Genomic DNA, 22,283 nt, shown 5'->3' with positions numbered 1-22,283 from the left:
TGTTGTCATCACCTCAGACCCCACCGGCGCCCGCAACTCATCGGTCGGTCGCGGGGCGCCTCACCCGGAGTGCGTCATCCGGCATGAGTGGAGAACAGTCCGCCCGTCGGGCCCTGCTTGTCGCCGCCCTGGGCCTTCTTCAGGGCGTTCGCCAGGCTCTCGATGGTGAGGGACTGCAGGATCACCCGGCCGTTGCCCTCCAGAGTCGCCAGGGACAGGCCCTCGCCGCCGAAGACGGCGTTCATGATGCCCTGGCGGTTGAGTCCGCCGACGCGCTGGACGCCGTACTGGATGCCTTCCTCGAAGGCGACGACGCAGCCCGTGTCGACCTCGATGCGGCCGCCGAAGTCGGCCGGGTTGAGGTCGATGAAGTTGCCGGCGCCCGCGATGATCACCGTGCCGTACCCGGTGAACTTCTCCAGGATGAAGCCCTCGCCGCCGCTCATGCCGGTGCGGCCGCCCTGGAAGGCGATGCCGAAGTCGACGGTGGACTCGGCGGCCACGAAGGCGTCCTTCTCGGCGAACCACGCGCGTGTGCCGTCGAGTTCCAGGGCGCGCATCTCGCCCGGGAGCACGCCCGCGAAGCCGACGGTGCCCTCGCCGCCCTGTGCGCTGAAGCACTGGAACGCGATCGACTCGCCCGCGAGCATGCGCTGGCCGACCTGCATGGCCGTGCCCATGGCCTGGCGCAGCATGCCGCCCACGCCGCTTCCGCCGTTCTGGGACTGCCCGCCGCTGTTCGACGGACCGGAGAGGCGGGTCTCCATGGTCACGTTCGTCGTCTTGAACAGGAACTTGCCCGCCTCGCAGTAGACGGTCTGGCCGGGGCTCAGGTTGACGACCGCCATCTGCATGGCGTTGCCGACGATCTCTTGCTGAAGTGTCACGTGGGGAGAACGCGGGAGGTGGAGGAAAGAGTTCCGGCCCCCGGACCCCCGCTCCTCAAATGCCGGAAGGGCTGATTTTTCGCCGGCCGGGGTTTGAGCTTTTCAGCCCGTCCGGCGCTTGAGGACGAGGCCGTTCAGGCCGAAAGCGGGGGTCTGGGGGCGGCAGCCCCCAGGGTCGGGACGGGAAGGGGCGGCGGGGGCGAGGAAACGGCTCAGAAGCCCAGCTTCCGCAACTGCCGAGGATCCCGCTGCCAGTCCTTGGCAACCTTCACATGGAGGTCCAGGAACACGGGAGTGCCCAGCAGCGCCTCGATCTGCTTACGGCTCTTGATGCCGACCTGCTTCAGACGCGCGCCCTTCGGCCCGATGATGATCCCCTTCTGGCTCGGCCGCTCGATGTAGACGAAGGCATGGATGTCGAGGAGAGGCTTGTCCGCGGGGCGGTCCTCGCGAGGCAGCATCTCCTCCACCACGACCGCGATGGAGTGCGGAAGCTCGTCCCGCACACCCTCCAGCGCCGCCTCCCGAATCAGCTCCGCGATCATGACCTGCTCGGGCTCGTCGGTGAGATCGCCCTCGGGATACAGGGCGGGCCCCTCCGGAAGGAGCGGAACGATCAGATCGGCCAGCAGGTCCACCTGCTTGTCACCGACCGCCGACACCGGCACGATCTCCGCCCACTCGAAGCCCAGCTCCTTGCCGAGCTGGTCGATCGCGATGAGCTGCTCGGCGAGCGTCTTGCTGTCCACCAGGTCGGTCTTGGTGACGATCGCGATCTTCGGCGTCTTCTTGATGGACGCCAGTTCCTTCGCGATGAAACGGTCACCGGGCCCGAGCTTCTCGTTCGCCGGCAGACAGAAGCCGATCACGTCGACCTCGGCCCAGGTCGTGCGGACGACGTCGTTGAGCCGCTCACCCAGCAGCGTCCGCGGCTTGTGCAGCCCAGGGGTGTCGACCAGGATCAGCTGGGCGTCCTCCCGGTGCACGATCCCCCGGACCGTGTGCCGCGTCGTCTGCGGCTGGTCCGCGGTGATCGCCACCTTCTGGCCGACCAGAGCGTTCGTGAGGGTGGACTTGCCCGCGTTGGGGCGGCCCACGAAGCAGGCGAAGCCGGCGCGGTGGGGTGCCGACGACGCCGACGGCTCGGATGACTGACTACGAACGCTCATGGCGCCCATTCTCCCTGATCCACAGAGCCCCGCCGTACAGCCGAGCGATCACCGGGCGATCGCTGTCCACCCTGTGAGATTCAGGAAACCTCCACGCAACGAAACATCACGGAAACACGGACGTGCACATCCGGAAACGCACGGAAGTGAGCCTCTGACGAGCCCCCACCTCGTTGGAGACGACCGTGACCTTCGCCGCAGCGCACGTAGACACAGGTGACACCGCCTGGCTGCTCGCCGCCACCGCCCTCGTCCTGCTGATGACCCCGGGCCTCGCCCTCTTCTACGGCGGCATGGTCCGCACGAAGAGCGTCCTCAACATGCTGATGATGAGCTTCGTGTCGATCGCCCTGGTCACGGTGGTGTGGCTGGCCGCCGGGTACTCGCTGGCCTTCGGCGACGACGTCGGCGGCGGACTCATCGGCGGTCTGAAGCACGCCGGGATGGCCGGTCTCGGGCCCGACAGCGTGCAGGGCACCGTCCCCACCCTGCTGTTCGCCACCTTCCAGCTCACCTTCGCGATCATCACGGCAGCGCTGATCAGCGGCGCGATCGCGGACCGCGTGAAATTCGCGGCCTGGCTGGTCTTCGTGCCGGTGTGGGCGCTGCTCGTATACGTTCCCGTCACCCACTGGGTGTGGGGCCCCGGCGGCTGGATCGCGCACCGCCTCGGCGCCCTCGACTTCGCGGGCGGACTCCCCGTGGAAATCACCTCCGGCGCCTCCGGTCTGGCCCTCTGCCTGGTCCTCGGCCCGCGGCTCGGCTTCAAGAAGGACGCGATGCGTCCGCACAACCTGCCCATGGTGATGCTGGGCGCGGGCCTGCTCTGGTTCGGCTGGTTCGGCTTCAACGCGGGCTCGGCACTCGGAGCCAACGGCCTCGCGGCGGCCGCCTTCCTCAACACCCTCGCCGCCGGCTGCACCGGCCTGCTCGGCTGGCTCTTCGTCGAGCAGAAGCGCGACGGGCATCCGACGACGCTGGGCGCCGCGTCCGGTGCCGTCGCCGGTCTGGTCGCCATCACGCCCTCCTGCGGCTCGGTCTCCCTCCTCGGCGCCCTGGTCGTGGGCCTGGCCGCCGGTGTCGTCTGCTCGTACGCCGTGAGCTGGAAGTTCAAGCTCAACTACGACGACTCGCTCGACGTCGTCGGTGTCCACCTGGTCGGCGGCATCATCGGCACCCTGCTCATCGGCGTCTTCGCTCAGAAGGCGATGACAGGCTCCGCCGAGGGCCTCCTCTACGGCGGCGGGCTCGCCCAGCTCGGCAAGCAGCTGGTGGCCGTGGTCGTCGTGGCGGCGTACGCCTTCCTCGTGACGTACGGCATCGGCAAGCTGATCGACAAGGCGATGGACTTCCGGGCGAGCGAGGAGCAGGAGTACAAGGGCCTGGACCTTACGGTGCACGCCGAGACCGCATACGATCACGGCGTCCTGGGGCACGGCGCCCCGGTCTCGTCCTCCGTCCTCTCCTCCACGCAGAAGGTCAAGAGCCAGGCATGAAGCTCATCACCGCGACCGTCAAGCCGTACCGCCTCGACGAGGTGAAGACGGCTCTCCAGGAGCTGGGCGTGCACGGTCTGACCGTGACCGAGGCCAGCGGGTACGGGCGGCAGCGCGGCCACACCGAGGTGTACCGCGGCGCCGAGTACCAGGTCGACCTCGTCCCCAAGGTCCGTATCGAGGTCGTGGTCGACGACGCCGAGTCGGACGCCGTGATCGACGCGATCGTCAAGGCCGCGCAGACGGGGAAGATCGGGGACGGGAAGGTGTGGGCGCTGCCGGTCGAGACGGTCGTACGGGTACGGACGGGAGAGCGCGGCCCCGACGCGCTCTGACCGCGAGGGCCGCTCCCACGACCGCCCCCACGAGCACGACCACCGCCGCCGCCCACGGCAGCGCGAAGAACGACGCGCTCTCCGAGTTCCGCGTGTCCGTCGCGCTCGCCGTCAACGTCACGTCGCCCCAGTCGAGTTGAGGCGCGCCCCGCCATGGTTCACTGAGGTGGACGCGCTGTCCGGGCAGCAGTTCGGAGGGGATGCGGGACAGGTTGCGGGACAGGAGCGTACGGCCGAACAGGCCCTTGGCGCGCAGGTGCACCTTCGGGTCGAGGGTGACGTTGCCGGTGTTGTGCAGGGTGTAGGAGATGGTCGCCGTGCTGTCGCCGAGGCCGGGGACGAGCGGCTGGTGGTGGACGACGTGGACGTTCTCCACGGAGATCGCGGGCAGGGTCGGGCCGCCGACGCGCAGGTAGACGCGGGCGGCGACCGCCCGCTGCACACCGAGCGCGAGGGAGCCGTCGCCCTTGTCGATCCGTTCGTCGAGGGCCACGAGCGCACCCGGGTGGTCGCCGGGTTCCGCATCCTCGGGCACGTGCAGTGTGAAGGGGACGGTGACCTTGCCGTGTGCCGGGACCGTCACGCGTGACGTGGCGGGCTTCGCCCAGGCGCCGACGCCCCGCTGCTTCTCCCGCACCGTCCTGACGGCGAAACCGCCGTCGCGCGGGGTGTTGTAGGCGTCGGCGGCATACAGCCGGAAGCTCAGCGGCTGCCCGGTCCTGTTCGCCACGACCACCTTGTCCTCGATGGTCGTCCCGGGGTCGGCGGAGAGGTAGAAGTACGGGCGGGCGGCGACCTTCAAGGAGGCCGGGTAGACGGACCAGCTGCCGTTGTCGGCGGCGTGCGCGGGTGCGGGCGCGACGAAGAGGGCCAGGAAGAGGCCCAGGAGGAGGACGTAGGGCTTTCTCATGGGTGCGGCCCCCACGGACATCGACGACGGACTTCGACGGACTTCGACGGGCTTCGACGGACTTCGGCGGGACGAGGGGAACAGGCGGGTGCGGACGCCCGTACGGTCAGCTGAGCGTCAGGGTGAGCACGCCCGAGTACGACCCGGGAGGCGTGAACGCCGGTACGTCCAGCGAGAGTCCCGCGTTCGCCGTGAACTCGCCGCCGGTCAGCGTGCCGTTGGGGGTGGACGCCAGGGTCGCTCCCGCACTGCCCACCGTGCCCGCGGAACCCGCCTGGCAGGTGCTAGGGCTGCCCGCCTTGGTGGTGCAGGCAGGGGTCCAGCTCAGCTTCCCGGCATCGATCTTGGCGCCGGGACCGGTGAGGTCGGTGACCTTGCCGGTCAGGGACCAGCCCGCGGGTCCGCCGCGGAAGTCCTTGACGGTGACGGCGTTCAGGGCGCCGGTGGAGGCCCCGCCCTTGCCGAAGTCGACCGCCGAAAGGGCGACCGAGTCCCCGGCCTGGGACATGGACAGCGTGCCCGCCTTCACCGTGGTGGTGACCTTCTGGCTGCCGGCGGGAACAGGGGTGGTGTCGTTCACGACGTAGGCCGCGGGCCCCGCCCCCTTGCCGGCGCTCCACGCGCTTCCCTCGTACGCCACGATCCCCGTCGTCGTCTTGTCGTTGACGACGAGGGAGCCGCTGAAGGAGCCGTCGCCAGCGGCGGTGACCGTCGCCTTGTCCGCGGTCTGGGTGTCCCCGGAGCGCCCGGCCAGGGTGACGGTCGCGCCCGGCGTGAAGTTGCTGCCGTTGACGGTCACACCGGCACCGGGGTTGCCGGAGGCCGAACCCAGCGTGATGGCACGGTTGTTGACCGGGGTGGCGTCCGTCGCCGTGACGGTCGCGGAGACCGGGGCGGGCGGGTTGGTCACCGTGCACGGGGTGTCCAGCTCGAGGATGTAGCTGGTGTGGATGTTGTAGTCACCGGGCGAGAGCGTGATCGATCCGGCCGCGGTGACCTTGAAGGTGCCGGTCATGGAGAACGACGGGAAGGCGCCGTTGCCCGGCACCGGGTCGTTCTTCTTGGGCCCGGCGACCGTCACGTCCCCCGTCTGCGCACCGCCGAGAGTGACCTTGCCCGTGGGCGTCATGATGTCGGCCGGCAGGGCGATGGCGGTGGGGTTGCTGGCGGCGGGCTTGACGACGGTGTAGGTGACGGTGACGGTGTCGCCGACCTTCGGACTGGCGTTGTCCACCGCGATGCTCGCGGTCGTCGTACCGTCGATCGGCGGGATGCCCGCGACCGCGGGCGGGATGCAGTGCGTGGCGAAGTCCACGTTGGTGGCGGCACCGGCCGGACAGGCCAGCGCGCCACCCGCGGTGACCGCGAGCACGGTCCCGCCGAGCAGCGACGCCCAACGGCGTCTTCGGGTGGTCGAACCCATGGGTGTGCCCCCTTCTCTGCTGCGCTCACTGGGGGCATTGATGTGGGGATTGCGTGAGAAGTCAATGGAGAAGCCGAAATGAACTGATGGACCGTCAGTTCCTGTGTGTCCAAGCGGAACTGACGGTCCGTCGGAAATGTCTCAGTCGAACACGAACGGTCCGGGCGACTGCGGGCCGGTCGCGGTGCAGGTGATGGTGATGCCGAAGACGGTCATCTGCAGCGAGCCGCCGTAGGCCTCCAGGCTGTCGCCGGAGGCGACGGTGCCGGAGAGCGGGCCGACGGTGACGGGGTCGCCGGCGGCCATCGCCGGGTTCCTGGTGCCGGTGAAGGCGGTGGTGCCGCCGCTCGCGTCGACCAGGGTGAGCGTGGAGGAGATCGAGTCCTGGGACAGGGCGATCGGCGCGGTGATGGACGACGTGACGGTGAGGGTGGCCGCCGTGCCGTCCTGGGTGGCCGTGAGCGTGGCCTGTCCGCCGCCGAAGCTGCCGCAGTCGGCGGTGATCGTCGCCGACTGCGGGGTGACCGCGAGGGCGCTGGGCGCGAACGCGAGCGAGGCGGCCGCGAGGGCCCCCACCGCGACTGCCGCACCTGTACTGATCCGTTTGGCTCTCATGGGGATCCGGCTCCCTTCCCGAAGCTGGGAACTGCCATGTGGGGATGGATGGGAGAGGTCCGTACGGACAGCCGGCAGGCGCGGTGCGGGGCGCCGGGTGGGGGGTGGAGGGTCGATCTGACGGTCCGTCGGAACTACCGGTTCCATTGATGCCGGTGAGGTGAAGAAACGGCAAGGGTGAATTCCGGACGGCTCTGAAGCGGCCGGTTTTCAGCCTGCGGTGACGGTGGTCCGTACCGTTCCGTCGGGCCCGGCGACGAGCACCGGCGTCGCGGCCCCGCCCAGATCCCGTACGGCGGCCCGGTCCTGAGCCGAGGCCGACTCGGCTTCCGTCACCACGGCCGCCGCCTCCAGGGACTTCGCCCCGGACGCCACCGCCATGGCCACCGCCGTCTGCAGCGCACTCAGCTTCAGCGAGTCCAGGTCGACCGTCCCGGCGACATACGTACGGCCCGTCTCGTCCCGTACGGCAGCCCCCTCGGGCACTGCGTTGCGGGCCCGCGCGGAACGGGCCAGGGTGACGATCTTGCGGTCCTCGGGGTCAAGCGCGTTGCTGTCGGTCATGTGCCGAGCATACGTACCGGCATCGGCCGTATCCGGCCACGGGGTGCAGCGCGCTCAGGGCCGGTCCAGGCGGAGCCGCTCGGCACGCGGCAGCCCGGCGACCACCAGGTCGTAGGAGTCCTCGATGAGCTCCCGCACCAGCCGGTCCGGGAGCTCGCCGTCGACCGTGACGGTGTTCCAGTGGCGCTTGTTCATGTGGTAGCCGGGGATGATCAGGCCCTCATGCTCGGCGCGGAGCCGGATCGCGTCCTCCGGGTCGCACTTGAGGTTGACCGTGAGGGGACGGGAGTCCAGCCAGCTCAGGGCGAACATCTTGCCCAGCACCTTGAAGACCGAGATGTCCGGGGCGAAGGGGAAGTCCTCCACCGCAGCGTTGAAGGAAAGGCAGAAGCTGCGCAGTTCCTCGGGCTTCACTCCGCTTTCGCCTCCTCCCCCGGCGGATCCGTCGGATCCACCGGCTCCACCAGCACGGTCACGATCTTGTTCCGGCGGCCGGCGGCGGCCTCCGCGGTGAGCCGCAGTTGGCGTCCGTCGGGCACCTCCACGACCGCCGACGCCCCGGCGATGGGCACCCGGCCGAGCGCCTTGGCGAGCAGTCCGCCGACGGTCTCCACGTCCTCGTCGTCGTACTCGTCGAGCCCGTACAGCTCGCCCAGGTCGGTGATGTCGAGGCGGGCGGTGACCCGGTAGCGGTCCTCGCCGAGGTCCTCGACCGGCGGCAGTTCACGGTCGTACTCGTCGGTGATCTCGCCGACGATCTCCTCGAGGATGTCCTCGATGGTGACGATGCCGGCCGTGCCGCCGTACTCGTCGATGACGACGGCGACGTGGTTGCGGTCCTGCTGCATCTCGCGCAGCAGATCGCCGGCGTTCTTCGTGTCGGGCACGAACGCGGCGGGCCGCATGGCCGTCGACACCAGCTCGCTCTCGGCGTCCCGGCTGATGTGCGTCTTGCGGGCCAGGTCCTTCAGATACACGATCCCGACGATGTCGTCCTCGCTCTCCCCGGTGACCGGGATGCGCGAGAAACCGGAGCGCAGCGCGAGGGTCAGGGCCTGGCGGATCGTCTTGTACCGCTCGATGACGACCAGATCGGTCCGCGGGACCATGACCTCCCGTACGAGGGTGTCGCCGAGCTCGAAGACCGAGTGCACCATGCGGCGCTCCTCGTCCTCGATCAGCGACTCCGCCTCGGCGAGGTCCACCAGCGCCCGCAGCTCCGCCTCGGACGCGAACGGGCCCCGGCGGAAGCCCTTGCCGGGGGTCAGCGCATTGCCGATGAGGATGAGCAGGGACGGGATCGGCCCCATGATCCGGGCCAGCGGCAGCAGCACGTACGCCGCGGCCGTCGCCGTGTTCAGCGGATGCTGGCGGCCGATGGTGCGCGGGGAGACACCGACGGCGACGTACGACACCAGGACCATCACGCCGATCGCGACCAGCAGGGCGCGGGTGGTGCCGGAGAATTCCTGGAGACAGGCGTACGTGACCAGGGCCGCGGCCGCCATCTCGCAGGCGACGCGGACCAGCAGCGCCACGTTGAGATAGCGGGTCGGGTCGGCGGCGACCTGGGCCAGCTTCGCGCTGCCGCGGCGGCCGGAGCGTACGGCCTCCTCGGCGCGGAAGCTGGAGACGCGCGCGATACCCGCCTCCGCGCAGGCGGCGAGCCAGGCGACGACGACCAGGGCGATCGCGCCCGCGACGATCTGGGGACTCATGAGACGGTCGGGGCCGGGGACGGACCGGTCAGGCCCTTCTCCGCGCGCCAGCCGTCCACGATCGCCGCCTGCAGACCGAACATCTCGGCCTTCTCGTCGGGCTCCTCGTGGTCGTACCCGAGGAGGTGCAGCACCCCGTGGACGGTGAGCAGCTGGAGCTCCTCGTCCATGGAGTGCTGGGTGTGTGCTTCCTCGCCCTGCTTCTTGGCGACCTCCGGGCAGAGCACGATGTCGCCGAGGAGGCCCTGCGGGGGCTCGTCGTCGTCCTTCGACGGCGGACGCAGCTCGTCCATCGGGAAGGACATGACGTCCGTCGGCCCCGGCAGGTCCATCCACTGGATGTGCAGCTGCTCCATGGCGTCGGCGTCCACGACGATCACCGAGAGCTCGGAGAGCGGGTGGATGCGCATCCGCGCGAGTGCGTAGCGGGCGATGTCGAGGATCGCCTGCTCGTCGACCTCGGTTCCGGACTCGTTGTTGACGTCGATCGACATGGTGCTGCTTGTTCTACTTCCCCTTGTGCCCGGACTGCCTGCCCCGGCCGCCCTTGTGGGTGCCGTTCTCGGTGCCGTGCTTGCTGTCGTACTTCTCGTACGCGTCGACGATACGGCCGACCAGCTTGTGCCGTACGACATCGTGCGACGTGAGGCGCGAGAAGTGGACGTCGTCGAGGCCCTCGAGGATGTCCTGCACCTGGCGCAGGCCCGACTTGGTGCCGCTCGGCAGGTCGACCTGCGTCACGTCACCGGTGATCACGATCTTCGAGTCGAAGCCGAGGCGGGTGAGGAACATCTTCATCTGCTCGGGCGAGGTGTTCTGGGCCTCGTCCAGGATGATGAAGGCGTCGTTCAGCGTGCGGCCCCGCATGTAGGCGAGCGGCGCGACCTCGATCGTGCCCGCGGCCATCAGCCGGGGGATCGAGTCCGGGTCGAGCATGTCGTGCAGCGCGTCGTACAGCGGGCGCAGATACGGGTCGATCTTCTCGTAGAGCGTGCCGGGCAGGAAGCCCAGCCGCTCGCCCGCCTCGACCGCGGGCCGGGTCAGGATGATGCGGTTGACCTGCTTGGACTGCAGGGCCTGCACCGCCTTGGCCATGGCCAGGTACGTCTTGCCGGTGCCGGCGGGGCCGATGCCGAAGACGATCGTGTGCTTGTCGATCGCGTCGACGTACCGCTTCTGGTTGAGGGTCTTGGGGCGGATCGTGCGGCCGCGCGAGGAGAGGATGTTCTGGGTGAGGACCTCGGCCGGGGTCTCCTGGCCTTCGCCCTCGCCGTTCTCACTCGCTCTGAGCATCGCGATCGAGCGTTCCACTGCGTCCTCCGTCATCGGTTGCCCGGTGCGGAGCACCAGCATCATCTCGTCGAACAGGCGCTGGACGAGGGCGACTTCCGCGGGGTCGCCGGCCGCGCTGATCTCATTGCCCCGGACATGTATGTCGGCCGCCGGGAAGGCCTTCTCGATCACGCGCAGAAGGGAGTCGCCGGACCCCAGAACGGTCACCATGGGGTGCTGGGCGGGGACGGTGAACTGTGCTCTCGCCTGCCCCTGCGCGGGGGTGTGAGCTGTGGGTGTCTGAGTCATGGGCCGGCTCTGTAGGCCTTGCTCGTCCTCCTCGAAACGGCACGCCAGCCACTGGGGCTGCCCTGGCGGTTTCAAGAGTACGCCGGGGGACTGACAACGCCGTAGGCCTTTTCCGCAGGCGTTGTTTCACACTGCTCACGGTGCTCAGGCCGATCTGAACCCGATCGTCGGTACGGCCCTACGCAGCGGCCACGGTCTCGCGGCCTCCCCCTCGGGGATCAGGTGCTCCAGGAACGCATACCGCCGCAGCGCCGTCGGATCCTGCCCCTCCACCGACTGCACCCTGCGCCACCAGGCCGCGATCTCCGACCACCCGGGTGCCGACAGCGAGCCCCCGAACTCCTGGACGGACAGCGCGGCCGTCAGCCCCGCGAAGGCCAGCCGGTCCGCCAGCGGCCAGTCCGCGAGCGTGCCGGTGACGAAGCCCGCGACGAACACGTCGCCCGCGCCGGTCGGGTCCAGGGCCTCCACGGCGATGGCGGGGACCTCGGCCGTCTCCCCGGTACGCCGGTCGACGGCGTAGGCGCCCTCCGCACCGAGGGTGACCACCGCGAGCGGAACGTGCTCGGTGAGGGCGTGGGCGGCGGCGCGCGGGGAGGCGGCCCCGGTGTACCGCATGGCCTCCTCCGCGTTCGGCAGGAAGGCCTCGCAGTGCTCGAGGTCGGGCAGGCCCGCCAGGTCCCAGGCGCCGGTCTCGTCCCAGCCGACGTCGGCGAAGATGCGGGTGCCGTCTTGTGCGGCCTGCGCGATCCAGGGGGCGCGCTTGCCGGGGGTCAGGGAGGCGACGGCGGCCCGCGCGCGGGGCGGGCAGTCGGGGGCGCCGCCCTGGTCGAACACGGTCTCCGGGGGCGGCTCGTGGCCGTGGGAGACCATCGTGCGCTCGCCCTCGTACGCCATCGACACGGTGACCGAGGAGTGCCAGCCGGGCACCCGGCGCGAGGTGGAGAGGTCGATGCCCTCACCCTGCTCCAGGGCGTCCCAGCAGTACTCCCCGTAGTGGTCGTCGCCGAAGGCCGCCGCGAGGGAGGTCCTCAGGCCCAGTCGGGCCAGTGCGGTGGCCATGTTGGCGACGCCGCCGGGGCTGGACCCCATCCCGCGCGCCCAGGACTCGGTGCCGCGCACCGGGGCGGAGTCCAGCCCGGTGAAGATGATGTCGAGGAAGACGGGGCCGGTGAGATACACGTCCCAGGGGGGATCGTCGGGCGTGCGCAGGACGGCCAGCGGGTCGACCTGTGCCTGACACTCCGGTCCCGCTGTGATGGGTGCTGGTCCCTTCCCGTTGGACGCGCTCACGGTGCACTCCCTGGCATGGTGCGGATCAGGCCAGTGTGCACCATCTCTCAGCCCGTCCGGCGTCTGATCTTTCAGCCTGTCCGGCGTTTGAGGACGAGGCCGTCAGGCCGAAAGGGAGGTCTGGGGGCGCAGCCGCCAGGGACGGCAAGGGCAGGGGCGGCGGGGGCGCTACCAGCGGGGCACGGCGGGCGTCACCCACCCCGGCTCGGCGACCCGCATCGCCGCCGCGTCGTCCCGCTCGCGCAGCGCCCCGTCGTCATCCAGCCACCGCTGATGCAGAAACCCCAGCTTCGCCCGGTCGAGCTCCACCCCGAGCCCCGGCGCATCGGAGACGACGACCTTCCCCCCGTCGAACGTCAGCCGCGCGCCCAGCACGTCCTCCGCCTGCCACGGATAGTGCGAGTCACAGGCATGGTGCAGATTCGGCACGGTGGACGCGACATGTGTCATCGCGGCCAGGCTGATCCCGAGGTGGGTGTTGGAGTGCATGGACACCCCGACGCCGAACGTGCGGCAGATCGCGGCCAGTTGCTGCGTGTTGCGCAGCCCGCCCCAGTAGTGGTGGTCCGACAGCACCACCTGGACGGCGTCCCGCGTGAACGCCTCCTTGATCTCGGCGAACGTCGTCACGCACATGTTGGTGGCGAGCGGCACCCCGGTGGCGGCGGAGACCTCGGCCATGGCGGGAGTGCCGAGCGCCGGGTCCTCCAGGTATTCGAGGACGTCTCCGAGCTCCTCGGCCACCTTCAGCGACGTCTCCACGGACCAGGCGCCGTTGGGGTCCAGCCGCAGCGGATGGCCGGGAAACGCCTCCGCGAGAGCCCGTACGGCGGCGATCTCCTCGTCCGGCGGAAAGACACCGCCCTTCAGCTTGAACGACGTGAACCCGTACCGCTCCTTGAACATCCGGGCCTGCTCCACGACCCCTGCCGGGTCGAGGGCGGCACCCCAGTCGTCCTTCTCGCAGGCCACCCCCTCGGGGTGGTCCGCCCACTTGTAGAACAGGTAGGCGCTGTACTCGACCGCGTCCCGCACCTTTCCGCCGAGCAGCGCGTGCACCGGCAGGCCGAGCGCCTTGCCGAGGGCGTCGAGGCAGGCGACCTCGAACCCGGAGACGACGGACAGCCGCAGCTTGTCGGCGGTCTGGACGCCACGCAGCCCGCCGACGCCGACGTGGTCCTGGACCCGTGCGGAGTCCACGGAGACCTCGTCGGCGATCACGAACAGGCCGTTGAGATCAGTTACTTGACGGCCCTTCAGCTTCTCGGCGAAGGGCCGGGCGAGCTCCAGGTACTTGGTGTCGCCGTAGGTCTCGCCGACACCCGTGGTCCCGTCGGCCGTCACCACCTCCACGATGAGTCGCGGGGTGTACGGCTGGTGGACGCCCTGGGTGTTGAGGAGGGGCGGGTCGGCGACCAGGATCGGCGTCAGCCGTACGTCGCTGATCGTGAGGTTCACAGCGCGGCTCCTACGAGGTCGAGTCCGGTGGCGAGCAGGGCTTCGAGGTCGGCCAGGTCGCCGGCCGAGGGGTCGGTGAGCGGGGCGCGCACCGGGCCGACGGGGCGGCCGCGCAGCCGGGCAGCCGCCTTGACCAGCGACACGGCGTATCCCGGCACGCGGTCGCGCAGCTCCACGAGCGGGACGTAGAAGTCGCGCAGCAGCCGCTCCACCGCCTTGTCGTCGCCGTCGCGCAGGGCCGCGAAGAAGGCGTTCGCGATCTCGGGGGCGAAGGCGTGCACGGCGGAGGAGTAGGCGGGGATGCCGACGGTGGCGTAGGCGCGGGCCTGGATCTCGGCGGTGGACGCGCCGTTGAAGAAGAGGAATCCCTCGGGCGCCGCGAGCGTCAGGCGCTGGAGGCGGTCGAGGTCGCTGTGGCCGTCCTTGAGGCCGATGACGTTCGGGAGGGCCGCGATACGCCGCAAGGAGGCTGCCGTGTAGGCGACCTGGCCGCGCTGGTAGACGACGAGCGGCAGCCGGGTGCGGGCGGCGAGCTGCTCCACCTGGGCGACCAGGCCCTCCTGCGGGGCGGCGACCAGGTAGTGCGGCAGGACGAGCAGCGCGTCGGCGCCGGCCTCCTCGGCGATGCGGGCGAACCGGACGGCCTGCGCCCAGCCGTACCCGATCCCGGGGACCACGGGCAGTCGCCCGCCCGCCTCCTCGACGGCGATGGCCACGACCTGCCGGTACTCGTCCTCGTCCAGCGAGAAGAACTCGCCCGTGCCGCAGGCGGGGAAGACGGCGCCGGGGCCGGTGGCGATCTGCGCCGCGACATGGGCGCGGAAGCCCTCCGGGTCGAGCGAGCCGTCGTCGTGGAAGGACGTCAGCGGGAAGGAGAGCACCCCTCTTTCCATCCCGTCGCGCAGCCTCCGCGCAGCTGTCTCCGCCTCACCCGTCACGACGTCTCCCCATGTAGATGTCATCCACGTATGAAAACAGAGCCTAGATATGCGAACAGCGGCCGTCAACGGTCCGGCAGGGGCCGACTAGCATCGCCCCATGTCGGACACAGGTGGCGGCGTACGCGAGGTGAAGTCCGCCGCGCGGACGGTCGAACTGCTGGAGCTGCTCGCCGCCCGCGGCGACCGACCGGCACGGCTGCAGGAGCTGGCGGACCAGCTGGGCGTGCCGCGCAGCTCGATGTACGCGCTGCTCCAGACCCTGATCAGCAGGGGCTGGGTGCGTACGGACGTCACCGGTTCGCTCTACGGCATCGGCATCCACGCCCTGCTCACCGGCACCAGCTACCTCGACTCCGACCCGCGCGTGCGCCTCGTACGGCCGTATCTCGACGAGGCGTCCGAGGCGCTCGGCGAGACGATCCACATGGGGCGGCTCGACGGACGGGACGTGGCGTATCTGGCCACACGGGAGTCGCACGAGTATCTGCGGACCATCAGCCGCGTCGGCCGCCGGCTGCCCGCGCACGCGGGCGCGCTGGGCAAGGCGCTGCTGGCCGAGCGGGACGACGAGGAGCTTCCCGAGGGGCCGTACCGGGCGCTCACCCCGAACACGCACACCGGCCGGGAACCATTGGCGGCGGATCTCGCGCGGGTCCGCGTCCGCGGTTACTCGGTCGACCGCGAGGAGGGCGTGGTGGGAATCGCCGGTTTCGGCTTCGCGCTGCGCTACGACACCCCCGCACAGGACGCGATCAGCTGCTCGGTGCCGGTGGCTCGGCTGACGCCGGAACACGAGGAGCGGATCGTGGCGGTGATGCGGGAGATCCGCCTGAAGATCGAGGCCACGGCACCGGGCGCGGGAGGCTCGGCACACTGGCGTTGACGCGCAGGCCTACGCCAGTCGGGGCGCACGTTTACCCGACCCCTCCCGCCCCAAACACAACGTGCGCCACATCACACCCCCCGCGCTTCTTTCCCGAACCGCGTGCTTGATACAAATTCTCCGCGCGTTCCTGTCCGTCGACGGTCGTCGCCCACCCCCTTCTTGAGCCGCTTCTTTCGCATGCCCTGGGAACGCCCGTGTCCGCCCCTCGCACCACCGCCTGGCCCCTCGTCGCCCTTTTCACGGCCGGGTACCTCGCTCCGTATCTGCTGCCGACGACCGTCGGACGGCTCGACTCGGGGCTTCCGCTCTCCGCGACCGAGGCGGGCGCCATCGGCAGCGCGCTGCTGCTGAGTTCGGCCGCGGCCGGCTTCCTGCTGGCCTCCCGCGTCGACCGCGTCGGCCCGCGCACCCTGGCCCGCATCGGTCTCGTGCTCGCGGTCCTCGGCTACGGCGGCGCCGCGCTCACCCACGCCGTCCCCGCGGTCGTCGCGGGCACACTCGTCGGCGGCTTCGGCTCCGGTACGGCGACAACGGTCGCCGCCACCGGGATCGCCGCCCAGCCGGACCCGCACCGGACGACCACGCTGGGCCTGCTCGGTGTCTCCGCGCTCGCGGGCGCCGTCTATCTGGCTGTCCCCCACCTGGGCGCGGGCCACGGGCAGCCGCTCGCCGCACTCGCGCTCACCGCGCTCGCCGTCTGGCCGCTCACCGGCCGGCTCCCGGTCCGTACGGCGCTCGCGCACAGCCCCCTCGGCGGCACCCGTCTCCCCCGTCGGCGCTCCGGTCTGGTCCTCGCCCTCGTCATGTTCTGCTGGTCGCTCGCGCAGAACGCGCTGTGGGGTGTCAGCGGCCGTATCGGCCTGGCCCAGGCCCACCTCGCGGAGGCCACCGTCGGTGCCGTCTTCGCGGTGGCGCTCGGCGCGGGCCTGCTCGGGGTCGTGTGCGCGGGGGCGGTCGGGCCGCGGTTCGGCCGGGCGCTGCCCATCGGGGCGGGAACGGTGCTGATCTCCGGCTGCATCGTGCTCAGCGCGTCCGCGACCGACCTGACGACCTTCGCGAGCGGTGAGATCGCCTGGAACGTGCTCTACCCGGTCGTCCTGTCGTACGTGATCGGCCTGGCCGCCTCCCTGGACCCCCGCGGCCGCTGGGCGGTCCTCGTCGGCTCGGCGTCCTCCCTCGGAACGGCCGCGGGCCCGCTGACCGGCAGCGTGCTGGCGGCACAGGCGGGGTTCCCGGTGATGGGTGCGGTCCTGGCCGTGGGGCTGCTGGTGATCGCCGTCCCGATGACCGTGGTTGCTGTTTCGGGCCGTCCGGCGGTGGCGGGCACCTCAGCCCGTCTGGGGGTCCCCCCTCTGGAGGAGTTTGAGGACGAGGCCGTTCAGGCCGAAAGCGGGGGCCTGGGGGCGCAGCCCCCAGCGACGCCCGCAGCACCCCCGGCACCGGACTTCACCACCGCCGCCTAGAACTCGTACGCCTCCACCTCGGAGAGATAGCGCGCCCGCCGCTCCTCGTCGTCCTCCAAGAACGAGGCGACGAAGGAGTTGCGGGCCAACTCGCGCAGGCGCTCGTCACTCAGCCCCAGGGTGTTGCGCACCGCGTCGAAGTTGTCCCCGACGTAGCCGCCGAAGTAGGCGGGGTCGTCGGAGTTGACCGTGCACACCAACCCCGCGTCCAGCATGGCCGGCAGCGGGTGGTCGGCGAGGGTGTCGACCGTGCGGAGGCGGACATTGGACAACGGGCACAGAGTCAGCGGGATGCGCTCCCGGACCAGCCGCTCGACCAGCTCGGGGGATTCCATGCACCGCAGCCCGTGGTCCACGCGCTCCACGCCGAGCACGTCCAGGGCCTCGGCGATGTACTCCGGCGGCCCCTCCTCCCCCGCGTGCGCCACCCGGCGCAGACCGAGCGCGGCGGCGGCCTCGTAGACCTCGCGGAACTTCACCGGCGGGTGCCCGACCTCGGCGGAGTCGAGGCCGACGCCGGTGATCCGGTCCAGGTAGGGCTTCGCGGCCTGAAGGGTCCGCAGCGCCGACTCGGCGGATTCGTCGCGCAGGAAGCACAGGATCAGCCGGGTGGAGATGCCGTGCACCGACTCGCTGTGCCGCAGCGCCCGCCACAGCCCCTCCACGACCGTGCCCATGCCCACGCCCCGCGCGAGGTGCGCCTGCGGGTCGAAGAAGATCTCCGCGTGCCGCACGCCCTGCGCGGCGGCGCGGGCCAGATAGGCGTTCGCGAGGTCCTCGAAGTCCCGCTCGGTGCGCAGGACGGCCATGAGCTCGTAGTACAGGTTCAGGAAGGACTGGAGGTCCTCGAAGTCGTAGGCCTTGCGGAGTTCGTCCTCGTCGGCGTACGGCAGCTCGACGCCGTTGCGGGCGGCCAGCTCGAAGGCGAGCTCCGGCTCCAGGGTGCCTTCGATGTGCAGGTGCAGTTCAGCTTTGGGGAGGGGCATCAAAGCATCGTACGGGCGCCTTACCGGCGTTTCGGAACGGGCACCCGCAGAAGATCGTGCGCCACCGTCAGCTCGCCGTCGAAGCCCGCGGCCCGCGCCTGCCGCTCGAATTCGTCCGGTTCGCCGTAGCGCTGGCTGAAGTGCGTGAGCACGAGGTGCCGTACGCCCGCGTCCCGCGCCACCGCCGCCGCCTGGCCCGCGGTCAGATGGCCGTGCTCGACCGCGAGGTCGGTGTCCTCGTCGAGGAACGTCGACTCGATGACGAGCATGTCGCAGCCCTCGGCGAGCGCATGCACCCCGTCGCACAGTCGGGTGTCCATGACGAACGCGAACCGCTGACCGCGGCGCACCTCGCTGACCTCGTCCAGGGACACCCCGCCGAGCGCGCCCTCGCGCTGGATACGGCCGACGTCCGGGCCCTTGATGCCGTGTGCGGCGAGGCGGTCGGGGAGCATCCGGCGGCCGTCGGGTTCGGTCAGCCGGTAGCCGTAGGACTCCACGGGATGGGAGAGCTTGCGGGCTTCGAGGATGTACGAGGGCGTGACGGCCAGGGGGCCGTCCGTGTCGACCGGGGCCTCGGTGAGGTCGACCGTCTCGCGGTAGGCGGTGGCGTGGCGCAGACGGTCGAAGAAGCGCTGCCCGGAGCGGGGGTAGTGCGCGGTGATCTCGTGCGGGACCCGGTCGAGGTTGATGCGCTGGATGACACCCGCGAGGCCCAGCGAGTGGTCGCCGTGGAAGTGGGTGACGCAGATCCGGTTGAGGTCGTGCGCGGCGGCCCCGGCCCGCAGCATCTGGCGCTGGGTGCCCTCGCCGGGGTCGAACAGGATGCCCTCGCCGTCCCAGCGCAGCAGATAGCCGTTGTGGTTGCGGTGCCGGGTGGGGACCTGGCTGGCGGTGCCGAGGACCACCAATTCACGTACGGACACGGTCGGTTATCCGGGGGGCCACTGCAGGCCGCGGCCGCCGAGGACGTGCGCGTGGGCGTGCCAGACGGTCTGGCCGGCGCCGGCGCCCGTGTTGAAGACGATGCGGTAGCTGTCCAGCTTGTCCTCGTCGGCGACCGACTGGGCCTCGCGCAGGACGTCCGCGGCGAGCACCGGTTCGGCGGCGGCGAGCTCGGCCGCGTTCTTGTAGTGCGCCTTGGGGATCACCAGGACATGCGTGGGCGCCTGGGGGTTGATGTCCCGGAAGGCGACGGTGGTCTCCGTCTCGCGGACGATCGTCGCCGGGACATGCCCCGCGACGATCTTGCAGAACAGGCAGTCGTCCTGCGGCTCCCCTGCCATGTGGTCTCCTCAAGCCGGTTGATCGATCACGCTGATCGAGTACGGGGGCATCGTATCGAGGGACGTCAGTCCAGGCTCGGGGGTGTCTTGGCGGGGGTCTCCTCCAGGGCGGCCAGCGCGATGCGGATCGCCTCGTCCAGTTGGGCGTCCCGTCCCGCCGCGTAGTCCTGCGGACGCTGGATCACCTCCACGTCCGGGTCCACACCGCGGTTCTCGACGTCCCAGCCGTAACCCTCCAGCCAGAAGGCGTACTTGGGCTGGGTGACGAGCGTGCCGTCGACCAGGCGGTAGCGGCTGTCGATACCGATGACACCGCCCCAGGTCCGGGTGCCGACGACCGGACCGATACCGAGCGCCTTGATGGCCGCGTTGACGATGTCGCCGTCGGAGCCGGAGAACTCGTTGGCGACGGCGACCACAGGGCCGCGGGGTGCGTCCGCCGGGTAGCTGTACGGCCGCAGGCCGCGCGGCACGGCCCAGCCGACGATCCGCCGTGCCAGCTTCTCGACGACGAGTTGGGAGGTGTGGCCGCCCCGGTTCTCCCGGACGTCCACGACGAGTCCCTCCCGGGCCACCTCGACCCGCAGGTCCCGATGGATCTGGGCCCAGCCCGGCGCCTGCATGTCGGGGACGTGCAGATAGCCGATCCGGCCGCCGGACTTCTCGTGGACGTAGGCCCGCCGGTCCGCGACCCACGCGTGGTACCGCAGCGGCTCCTCGTCCGCGACCGGCACGACCACCGCGTGCCGCACCTCGCCTCCGCCGGACGGGGAGATCGTCAGCTCGACCGGCTTGCCCGCCGTGCCGACGAGCAGCGGTCCGGGCCCGGTCACCGGGTCCACCGGCCGCCCGCCCACCGCGGCGATCGCGTCCCCCGCCCGCACCGCGACACCCGGCGCGGCCAGCGGGGAGCGGGCGTCGGGGTCGGAGGTCTCGGTCGGCAGGATGCGGTCGATGCGCCAACTGCCGTCCTCGTGAAGGGAGATGTCGGCGCCGAGGAGCCCCTGCCGAGGCCCGTTGCCGTATCCGCGGTACGGCATCACATAGGCGTGCGAGGTGCCGAGCTCGCCGTGCACCTCCCACAGGAGGTCGACGAGGTCGTCGTGGGTGGCCACGCGGTCCAGGACCGGCCGGTACCGGTCGAGTACGCCGGCCCAGTCGACGCCGCTCATGTCCGGCCGCCAGAAGTGGTCCCGCATGATGCGGCCGGTCTCCTCGTACATCTGCCGCCACTCGGCCGAGGGATCGACGGTCTGCCGGATCCGGGTCAGGTCGACGGTGATGTTGGTGTCGCTGGCGTCGTCGTTGGACGCGCGCCGGTCGCTGGGTACGACCTTCAGCTTGTCGTCGGTCCACAGCAGCAGCCGCTTCCCGTCGCCGCTGACCCGGAAGTGGTCGGCGTCGGTGGCGAGGTGCTCCAGGCGGTGCTGCGCGAGGTCGTAGCGCTCCAGCTCGGTCTTGGGGTCGGGATCGTCCGGGGTGGCCCTGGACACCCCGAGGACGCCCTGCACCGGGTGGCGCAGCCACAGCACGCCGTCCTTCGCTGCCCGCAGGTTGGAGTAGCGGGCGGCCTCGACCGGGAAGGGCACGATCCGGTCGGCGAGGCCTTCGAGGTCGATGCGGGTGGCCGGGGTGCCCTCGCTGTCGGGGGTCTCGTCCTTGTCGGGGGTGTCGAAGGGGCGTCCGTGCCGCTGCGGGCCGAAGGGGGAGGGTGTGGCCGCCGCGAGGGTGATCAGGTGCGGGCGGTCGCCGACCACGAAGGCGAGGTCGAAGACGTGCTCGTCGTAGACCGGGTCGAAGGAGCGGTTGGAGAGGAAGGCGATGTGCTTGCCGTCGAGGGTGAAGGCGGGTGAGTAGTCCCGGAAGCGCAGCGGGGTCGCCTCGGTGACCGTCAGGTCGGTGGTGTGGGCGATGCGGAGCTGGCGCAGCGGGCGCGGGCCGGGGTGGGACCAGGCGAGCCAGGCCGAGTCGGGCGAGAAGACGAGGCCGGTGACGTCCCCGTCCTCGCTGCGGTCGATCTCGCGGACCTCGCCCGTCTCCCGCTCGACGAGCAGGACACGTCCGTCGTGCGCGGCGACCGCGGCCCGGCTGCCGTCGGGCGCCATGGCGAGACCGAGGACGCGGCCGAGTTGTCCGGCGGCCAGGCGGCGCGGGGTGGCGCCGGGTGCCAGACCGGTGGCGGGCGCGAACTCCAGGGCGTCCTCGCCCTCCGCGTCCGTCACCCACACCACCCATTCCTCGCCCTCGGCGCGGAAGGTGCGCGGCAGCCGGGCCCGTACGCCGGGTTCGGCGGCGAGCGCACGGGTGGGACCGGCACGGTGAGTGACCCAGTGGACGGCTCCGCGCACGGCGACCGCGCTGCCGCGTCCCGAGTGGTCGGGAGAGGCCGATCCGAACCAGCGGGAGGCGTTCACGGCGAACGGCTGCCGCTCGGCGCGCTGCCCGCCGAGCCGGATGTCGAGGCGGCGGGGCTCGGCTCCGTCGAGGTCGTCGAGGATCCACAGCTCACCGGCCGAGGCGTAGACGACACGGGTGCCGTCGCCGGCGGCGTGCCGGGCGTAGAAGCCGTCCAGCGGTGTGTGCCGACGCAGGTCGGAGCCGTCGGCGAGGGAGGAGTACACCGCCCCGACGCCCTCGTGGTCGGACAGGAAGGCGATGCGCTCCCCCGCCCACACCGGGAACTCCAGGTTCCCGCCTAGCTCTTCATGCAGCCGTACGAACTCGCCCTGCCCGTCCCGGTCGATCCACAGCTTGCCCGCCGTGCCCCCGCGATACCGCTTCCACCAGGCGGCCTCGCGCCCCATGGGGGCGGACAGCAGGACGGTGCTCGGCCCGTGCGCGACATGCCCGACGAGGCCGTACGGCAGGACCGTGGAGGGTCCGCCGTCGAGCGGGACGGCGTGCGCCCAGCTGCGGCGCAGGTTCGCCTGGCCGTGCGTGGTGATCGCGAGGACCTGCCCGTCCGGCGTCCAGCCGCGCACCTGGGTGCGCCAACTGCCCCAGTGGGTCAGCCGCTTGGAGGGCCCGCCCGCGACCGGGGCGATGTGCACCTCGGGGGCGCCGTCGCGGGTGGAGGTCCAGGCGACGGTCGTGCCGTCGGGCGAGATGCGGGGCAGGGTGACCGGTGTGTGGTCGGCGCTGACCCGCCAGGCGCGTCCGCCGTCCACGGGGGCGAGCCACACGTCGTCCTCTGCCGTGAAGGCGACCAACTCGCCCCGCAGATGCGGAAACCGGAGGTAGGCAGGCGTCACAGTCTGCGTCACCCGATCACC

The 22,283-nt window shown here is 71.0% G+C and carries 21 protein-coding genes; 4 read left to right on the top strand and 17 right to left on the bottom strand.

Translation table 11 applies throughout. The features are described 5' to 3' along the window. Nucleotides 1-74: 74 nt before the first annotated feature. Nucleotides 75-887, bottom strand: coding sequence for an AIM24 family protein (locus tag ACWC1K_RS41060; protein WP_450838272.1), 813 nt, complete (start codon nucleotides 885-887; stop codon nucleotides 75-77). A 212-nt stretch (nucleotides 888-1,099) separates the two neighbouring features. Continuing rightward, the gene (gene era / locus ACWC1K_RS41055; RefSeq protein WP_115908253.1) at nucleotides 1,100-2,065 is read right to left on the bottom strand and encodes a GTPase Era; all 966 of its coding nucleotides are present in this window, start codon (nucleotides 2,063-2,065) and stop codon (nucleotides 1,100-1,102) included. Nucleotides 2,066-2,241: 176 nt separating this feature from the next. On the opposite strand from era, the gene ACWC1K_RS41050 reads away from it, so the two are divergent. Together ACWC1K_RS41050 and ACWC1K_RS41045 are read left to right on the top strand one after the other, a co-directional pair. Beyond that, nucleotides 2,242-3,552: an ammonium transporter gene (locus tag ACWC1K_RS41050; protein ID WP_450838271.1), complete on the top strand. Its 1,311-nt coding sequence runs from the start codon at nucleotides 2,242-2,244 to the stop codon at nucleotides 3,550-3,552. Beyond that, nucleotides 3,549-3,887, top strand: coding sequence for a P-II family nitrogen regulator (locus tag ACWC1K_RS41045; protein ID WP_450838269.1), 339 nt, complete (start codon nucleotides 3,549-3,551; stop codon nucleotides 3,885-3,887). Before ACWC1K_RS41050 ends, ACWC1K_RS41045 begins: the two co-directional genes overlap by 4 nt. On the opposite strand, the gene ACWC1K_RS41040 is transcribed toward ACWC1K_RS41045, so the two are convergent. The 11 genes from ACWC1K_RS41040 to ACWC1K_RS40990 all read right to left on the bottom strand — a co-directional run bounded on the left by ACWC1K_RS41040 (nucleotide 3,781) and on the right by ACWC1K_RS40990 (nucleotide 14,411). After that, a complete protein-coding gene (locus ACWC1K_RS41040; RefSeq protein WP_450838267.1) occupies nucleotides 3,781-4,797 on the bottom strand; it encodes a WxL protein peptidoglycan domain-containing protein in 1,017 nt (338 codons plus the stop codon). The genes ACWC1K_RS41045 and ACWC1K_RS41040 overlap by 107 nt on opposite strands. 106 nt (nucleotides 4,798-4,903) lie before the next feature. Next, the gene (locus ACWC1K_RS41035; protein WP_450838266.1) at nucleotides 4,904-6,220 is read right to left on the bottom strand and encodes a beta-xylosidase; all 1,317 of its coding nucleotides are present in this window, start codon (nucleotides 6,218-6,220) and stop codon (nucleotides 4,904-4,906) included. Between the two features lie 141 nt (nucleotides 6,221-6,361). Then, nucleotides 6,362-6,835: a hypothetical protein gene (locus ACWC1K_RS41030; protein WP_450838264.1), complete on the bottom strand. Its 474-nt coding sequence runs from the start codon at nucleotides 6,833-6,835 to the stop codon at nucleotides 6,362-6,364. A gap of 210 nt (nucleotides 6,836-7,045) precedes the next feature. Then, nucleotides 7,046-7,399, bottom strand: coding sequence for a cytidine deaminase (locus ACWC1K_RS41025; RefSeq protein WP_450838263.1), 354 nt, complete (start codon nucleotides 7,397-7,399; stop codon nucleotides 7,046-7,048). A 54-nt stretch (nucleotides 7,400-7,453) separates the two neighbouring features. Beyond that, nucleotides 7,454-7,813 (bottom strand): MmcQ/YjbR family DNA-binding protein, encoded by a 360-nt coding sequence (locus ACWC1K_RS41020; protein WP_450838262.1) that lies wholly within the window; start codon nucleotides 7,811-7,813, stop codon nucleotides 7,454-7,456. After that, nucleotides 7,810-9,117, bottom strand: coding sequence for a hemolysin family protein (locus ACWC1K_RS41015; RefSeq protein WP_450838260.1), 1,308 nt, complete (start codon nucleotides 9,115-9,117; stop codon nucleotides 7,810-7,812). Before ACWC1K_RS41015 ends, ACWC1K_RS41020 begins: the two co-directional genes overlap by 4 nt. Next, complete coding sequence (ybeY, locus tag ACWC1K_RS41010; protein ID WP_030934120.1) at nucleotides 9,114-9,611, bottom strand: rRNA maturation RNase YbeY; 498 nt, start codon at nucleotides 9,609-9,611, stop codon at nucleotides 9,114-9,116. Before ybeY ends, ACWC1K_RS41015 begins: the two co-directional genes overlap by 4 nt. A 13-nt stretch (nucleotides 9,612-9,624) precedes the next feature. Continuing rightward, a complete protein-coding gene (locus ACWC1K_RS41005; protein ID WP_450838259.1) occupies nucleotides 9,625-10,698 on the bottom strand; it encodes a PhoH family protein in 1,074 nt (357 codons plus the stop codon). Nucleotides 10,699-10,842: 144 nt separating this feature from the next. Beyond that, nucleotides 10,843-11,991, bottom strand: a complete 1,149-nt coding sequence (locus ACWC1K_RS41000; protein ID WP_450838257.1) for a carbohydrate kinase family protein — start codon at nucleotides 11,989-11,991, stop codon at nucleotides 10,843-10,845. 168 nt (nucleotides 11,992-12,159) lie between these two features. Next, on the bottom strand, nucleotides 12,160-13,449 hold the full coding sequence (locus ACWC1K_RS40995) for a glucarate dehydratase family protein (protein WP_450838256.1): 1,290 nt from the start codon (nucleotides 13,447-13,449) through the stop codon (nucleotides 12,160-12,162). Then, a complete protein-coding gene (locus ACWC1K_RS40990; protein WP_450838255.1) occupies nucleotides 13,446-14,411 on the bottom strand; it encodes a 5-dehydro-4-deoxyglucarate dehydratase in 966 nt (321 codons plus the stop codon). Before ACWC1K_RS40990 ends, ACWC1K_RS40995 begins: the two co-directional genes overlap by 4 nt. 76 nt (nucleotides 14,412-14,487) lie before the next feature. Between ACWC1K_RS40990 and ACWC1K_RS40985 the strand changes: the two genes are divergently transcribed. After that, on the top strand, nucleotides 14,488-15,273 hold the full coding sequence (locus tag ACWC1K_RS40985; RefSeq protein ID WP_450838254.1) for an IclR family transcriptional regulator: 786 nt from the start codon (nucleotides 14,488-14,490) through the stop codon (nucleotides 15,271-15,273). Between the two features lie 197 nt (nucleotides 15,274-15,470). After that, entirely contained in the window at nucleotides 15,471-16,739 is a 1,269-nt protein-coding gene (locus ACWC1K_RS40980; RefSeq protein ID WP_450838253.1) for an MFS transporter, read from the top strand. Here ACWC1K_RS40980 and ACWC1K_RS40975 read toward each other — a convergent pair. From ACWC1K_RS40975 to ACWC1K_RS40960, 4 genes are all read right to left on the bottom strand, one after another. Continuing rightward, nucleotides 16,736-17,725 (bottom strand): adenosine deaminase, encoded by a 990-nt coding sequence (locus ACWC1K_RS40975; RefSeq protein WP_450838251.1) that lies wholly within the window; start codon nucleotides 17,723-17,725, stop codon nucleotides 16,736-16,738. The genes ACWC1K_RS40980 and ACWC1K_RS40975 overlap by 4 nt on opposite strands. Before the next feature lie 20 nt (nucleotides 17,726-17,745). Beyond that, complete coding sequence (locus tag ACWC1K_RS40970; protein WP_450838250.1) at nucleotides 17,746-18,651, bottom strand: ribonuclease Z; 906 nt, start codon at nucleotides 18,649-18,651, stop codon at nucleotides 17,746-17,748. A 6-nt stretch (nucleotides 18,652-18,657) separates the two neighbouring features. After that, on the bottom strand, nucleotides 18,658-19,011 hold the full coding sequence (locus ACWC1K_RS40965) for a histidine triad nucleotide-binding protein (RefSeq protein WP_450838248.1): 354 nt from the start codon (nucleotides 19,009-19,011) through the stop codon (nucleotides 18,658-18,660). A 65-nt stretch (nucleotides 19,012-19,076) separates the two neighbouring features. Beyond that, nucleotides 19,077-22,274 carry a S41 family peptidase gene (locus ACWC1K_RS40960; protein WP_450838247.1) on the bottom strand — a complete coding sequence of 1,066 codons (3,198 nt, stop codon included), beginning with the start codon at nucleotides 22,272-22,274 and terminating at the stop codon, nucleotides 19,077-19,079. Nucleotides 22,275-22,283 lie beyond the last annotated feature (9 nt).

This window comes from Streptomyces sp. NPDC001492, assembly GCF_053597275.1.
This window is presented reverse-complemented; position numbering and strand designations above follow the sequence as displayed.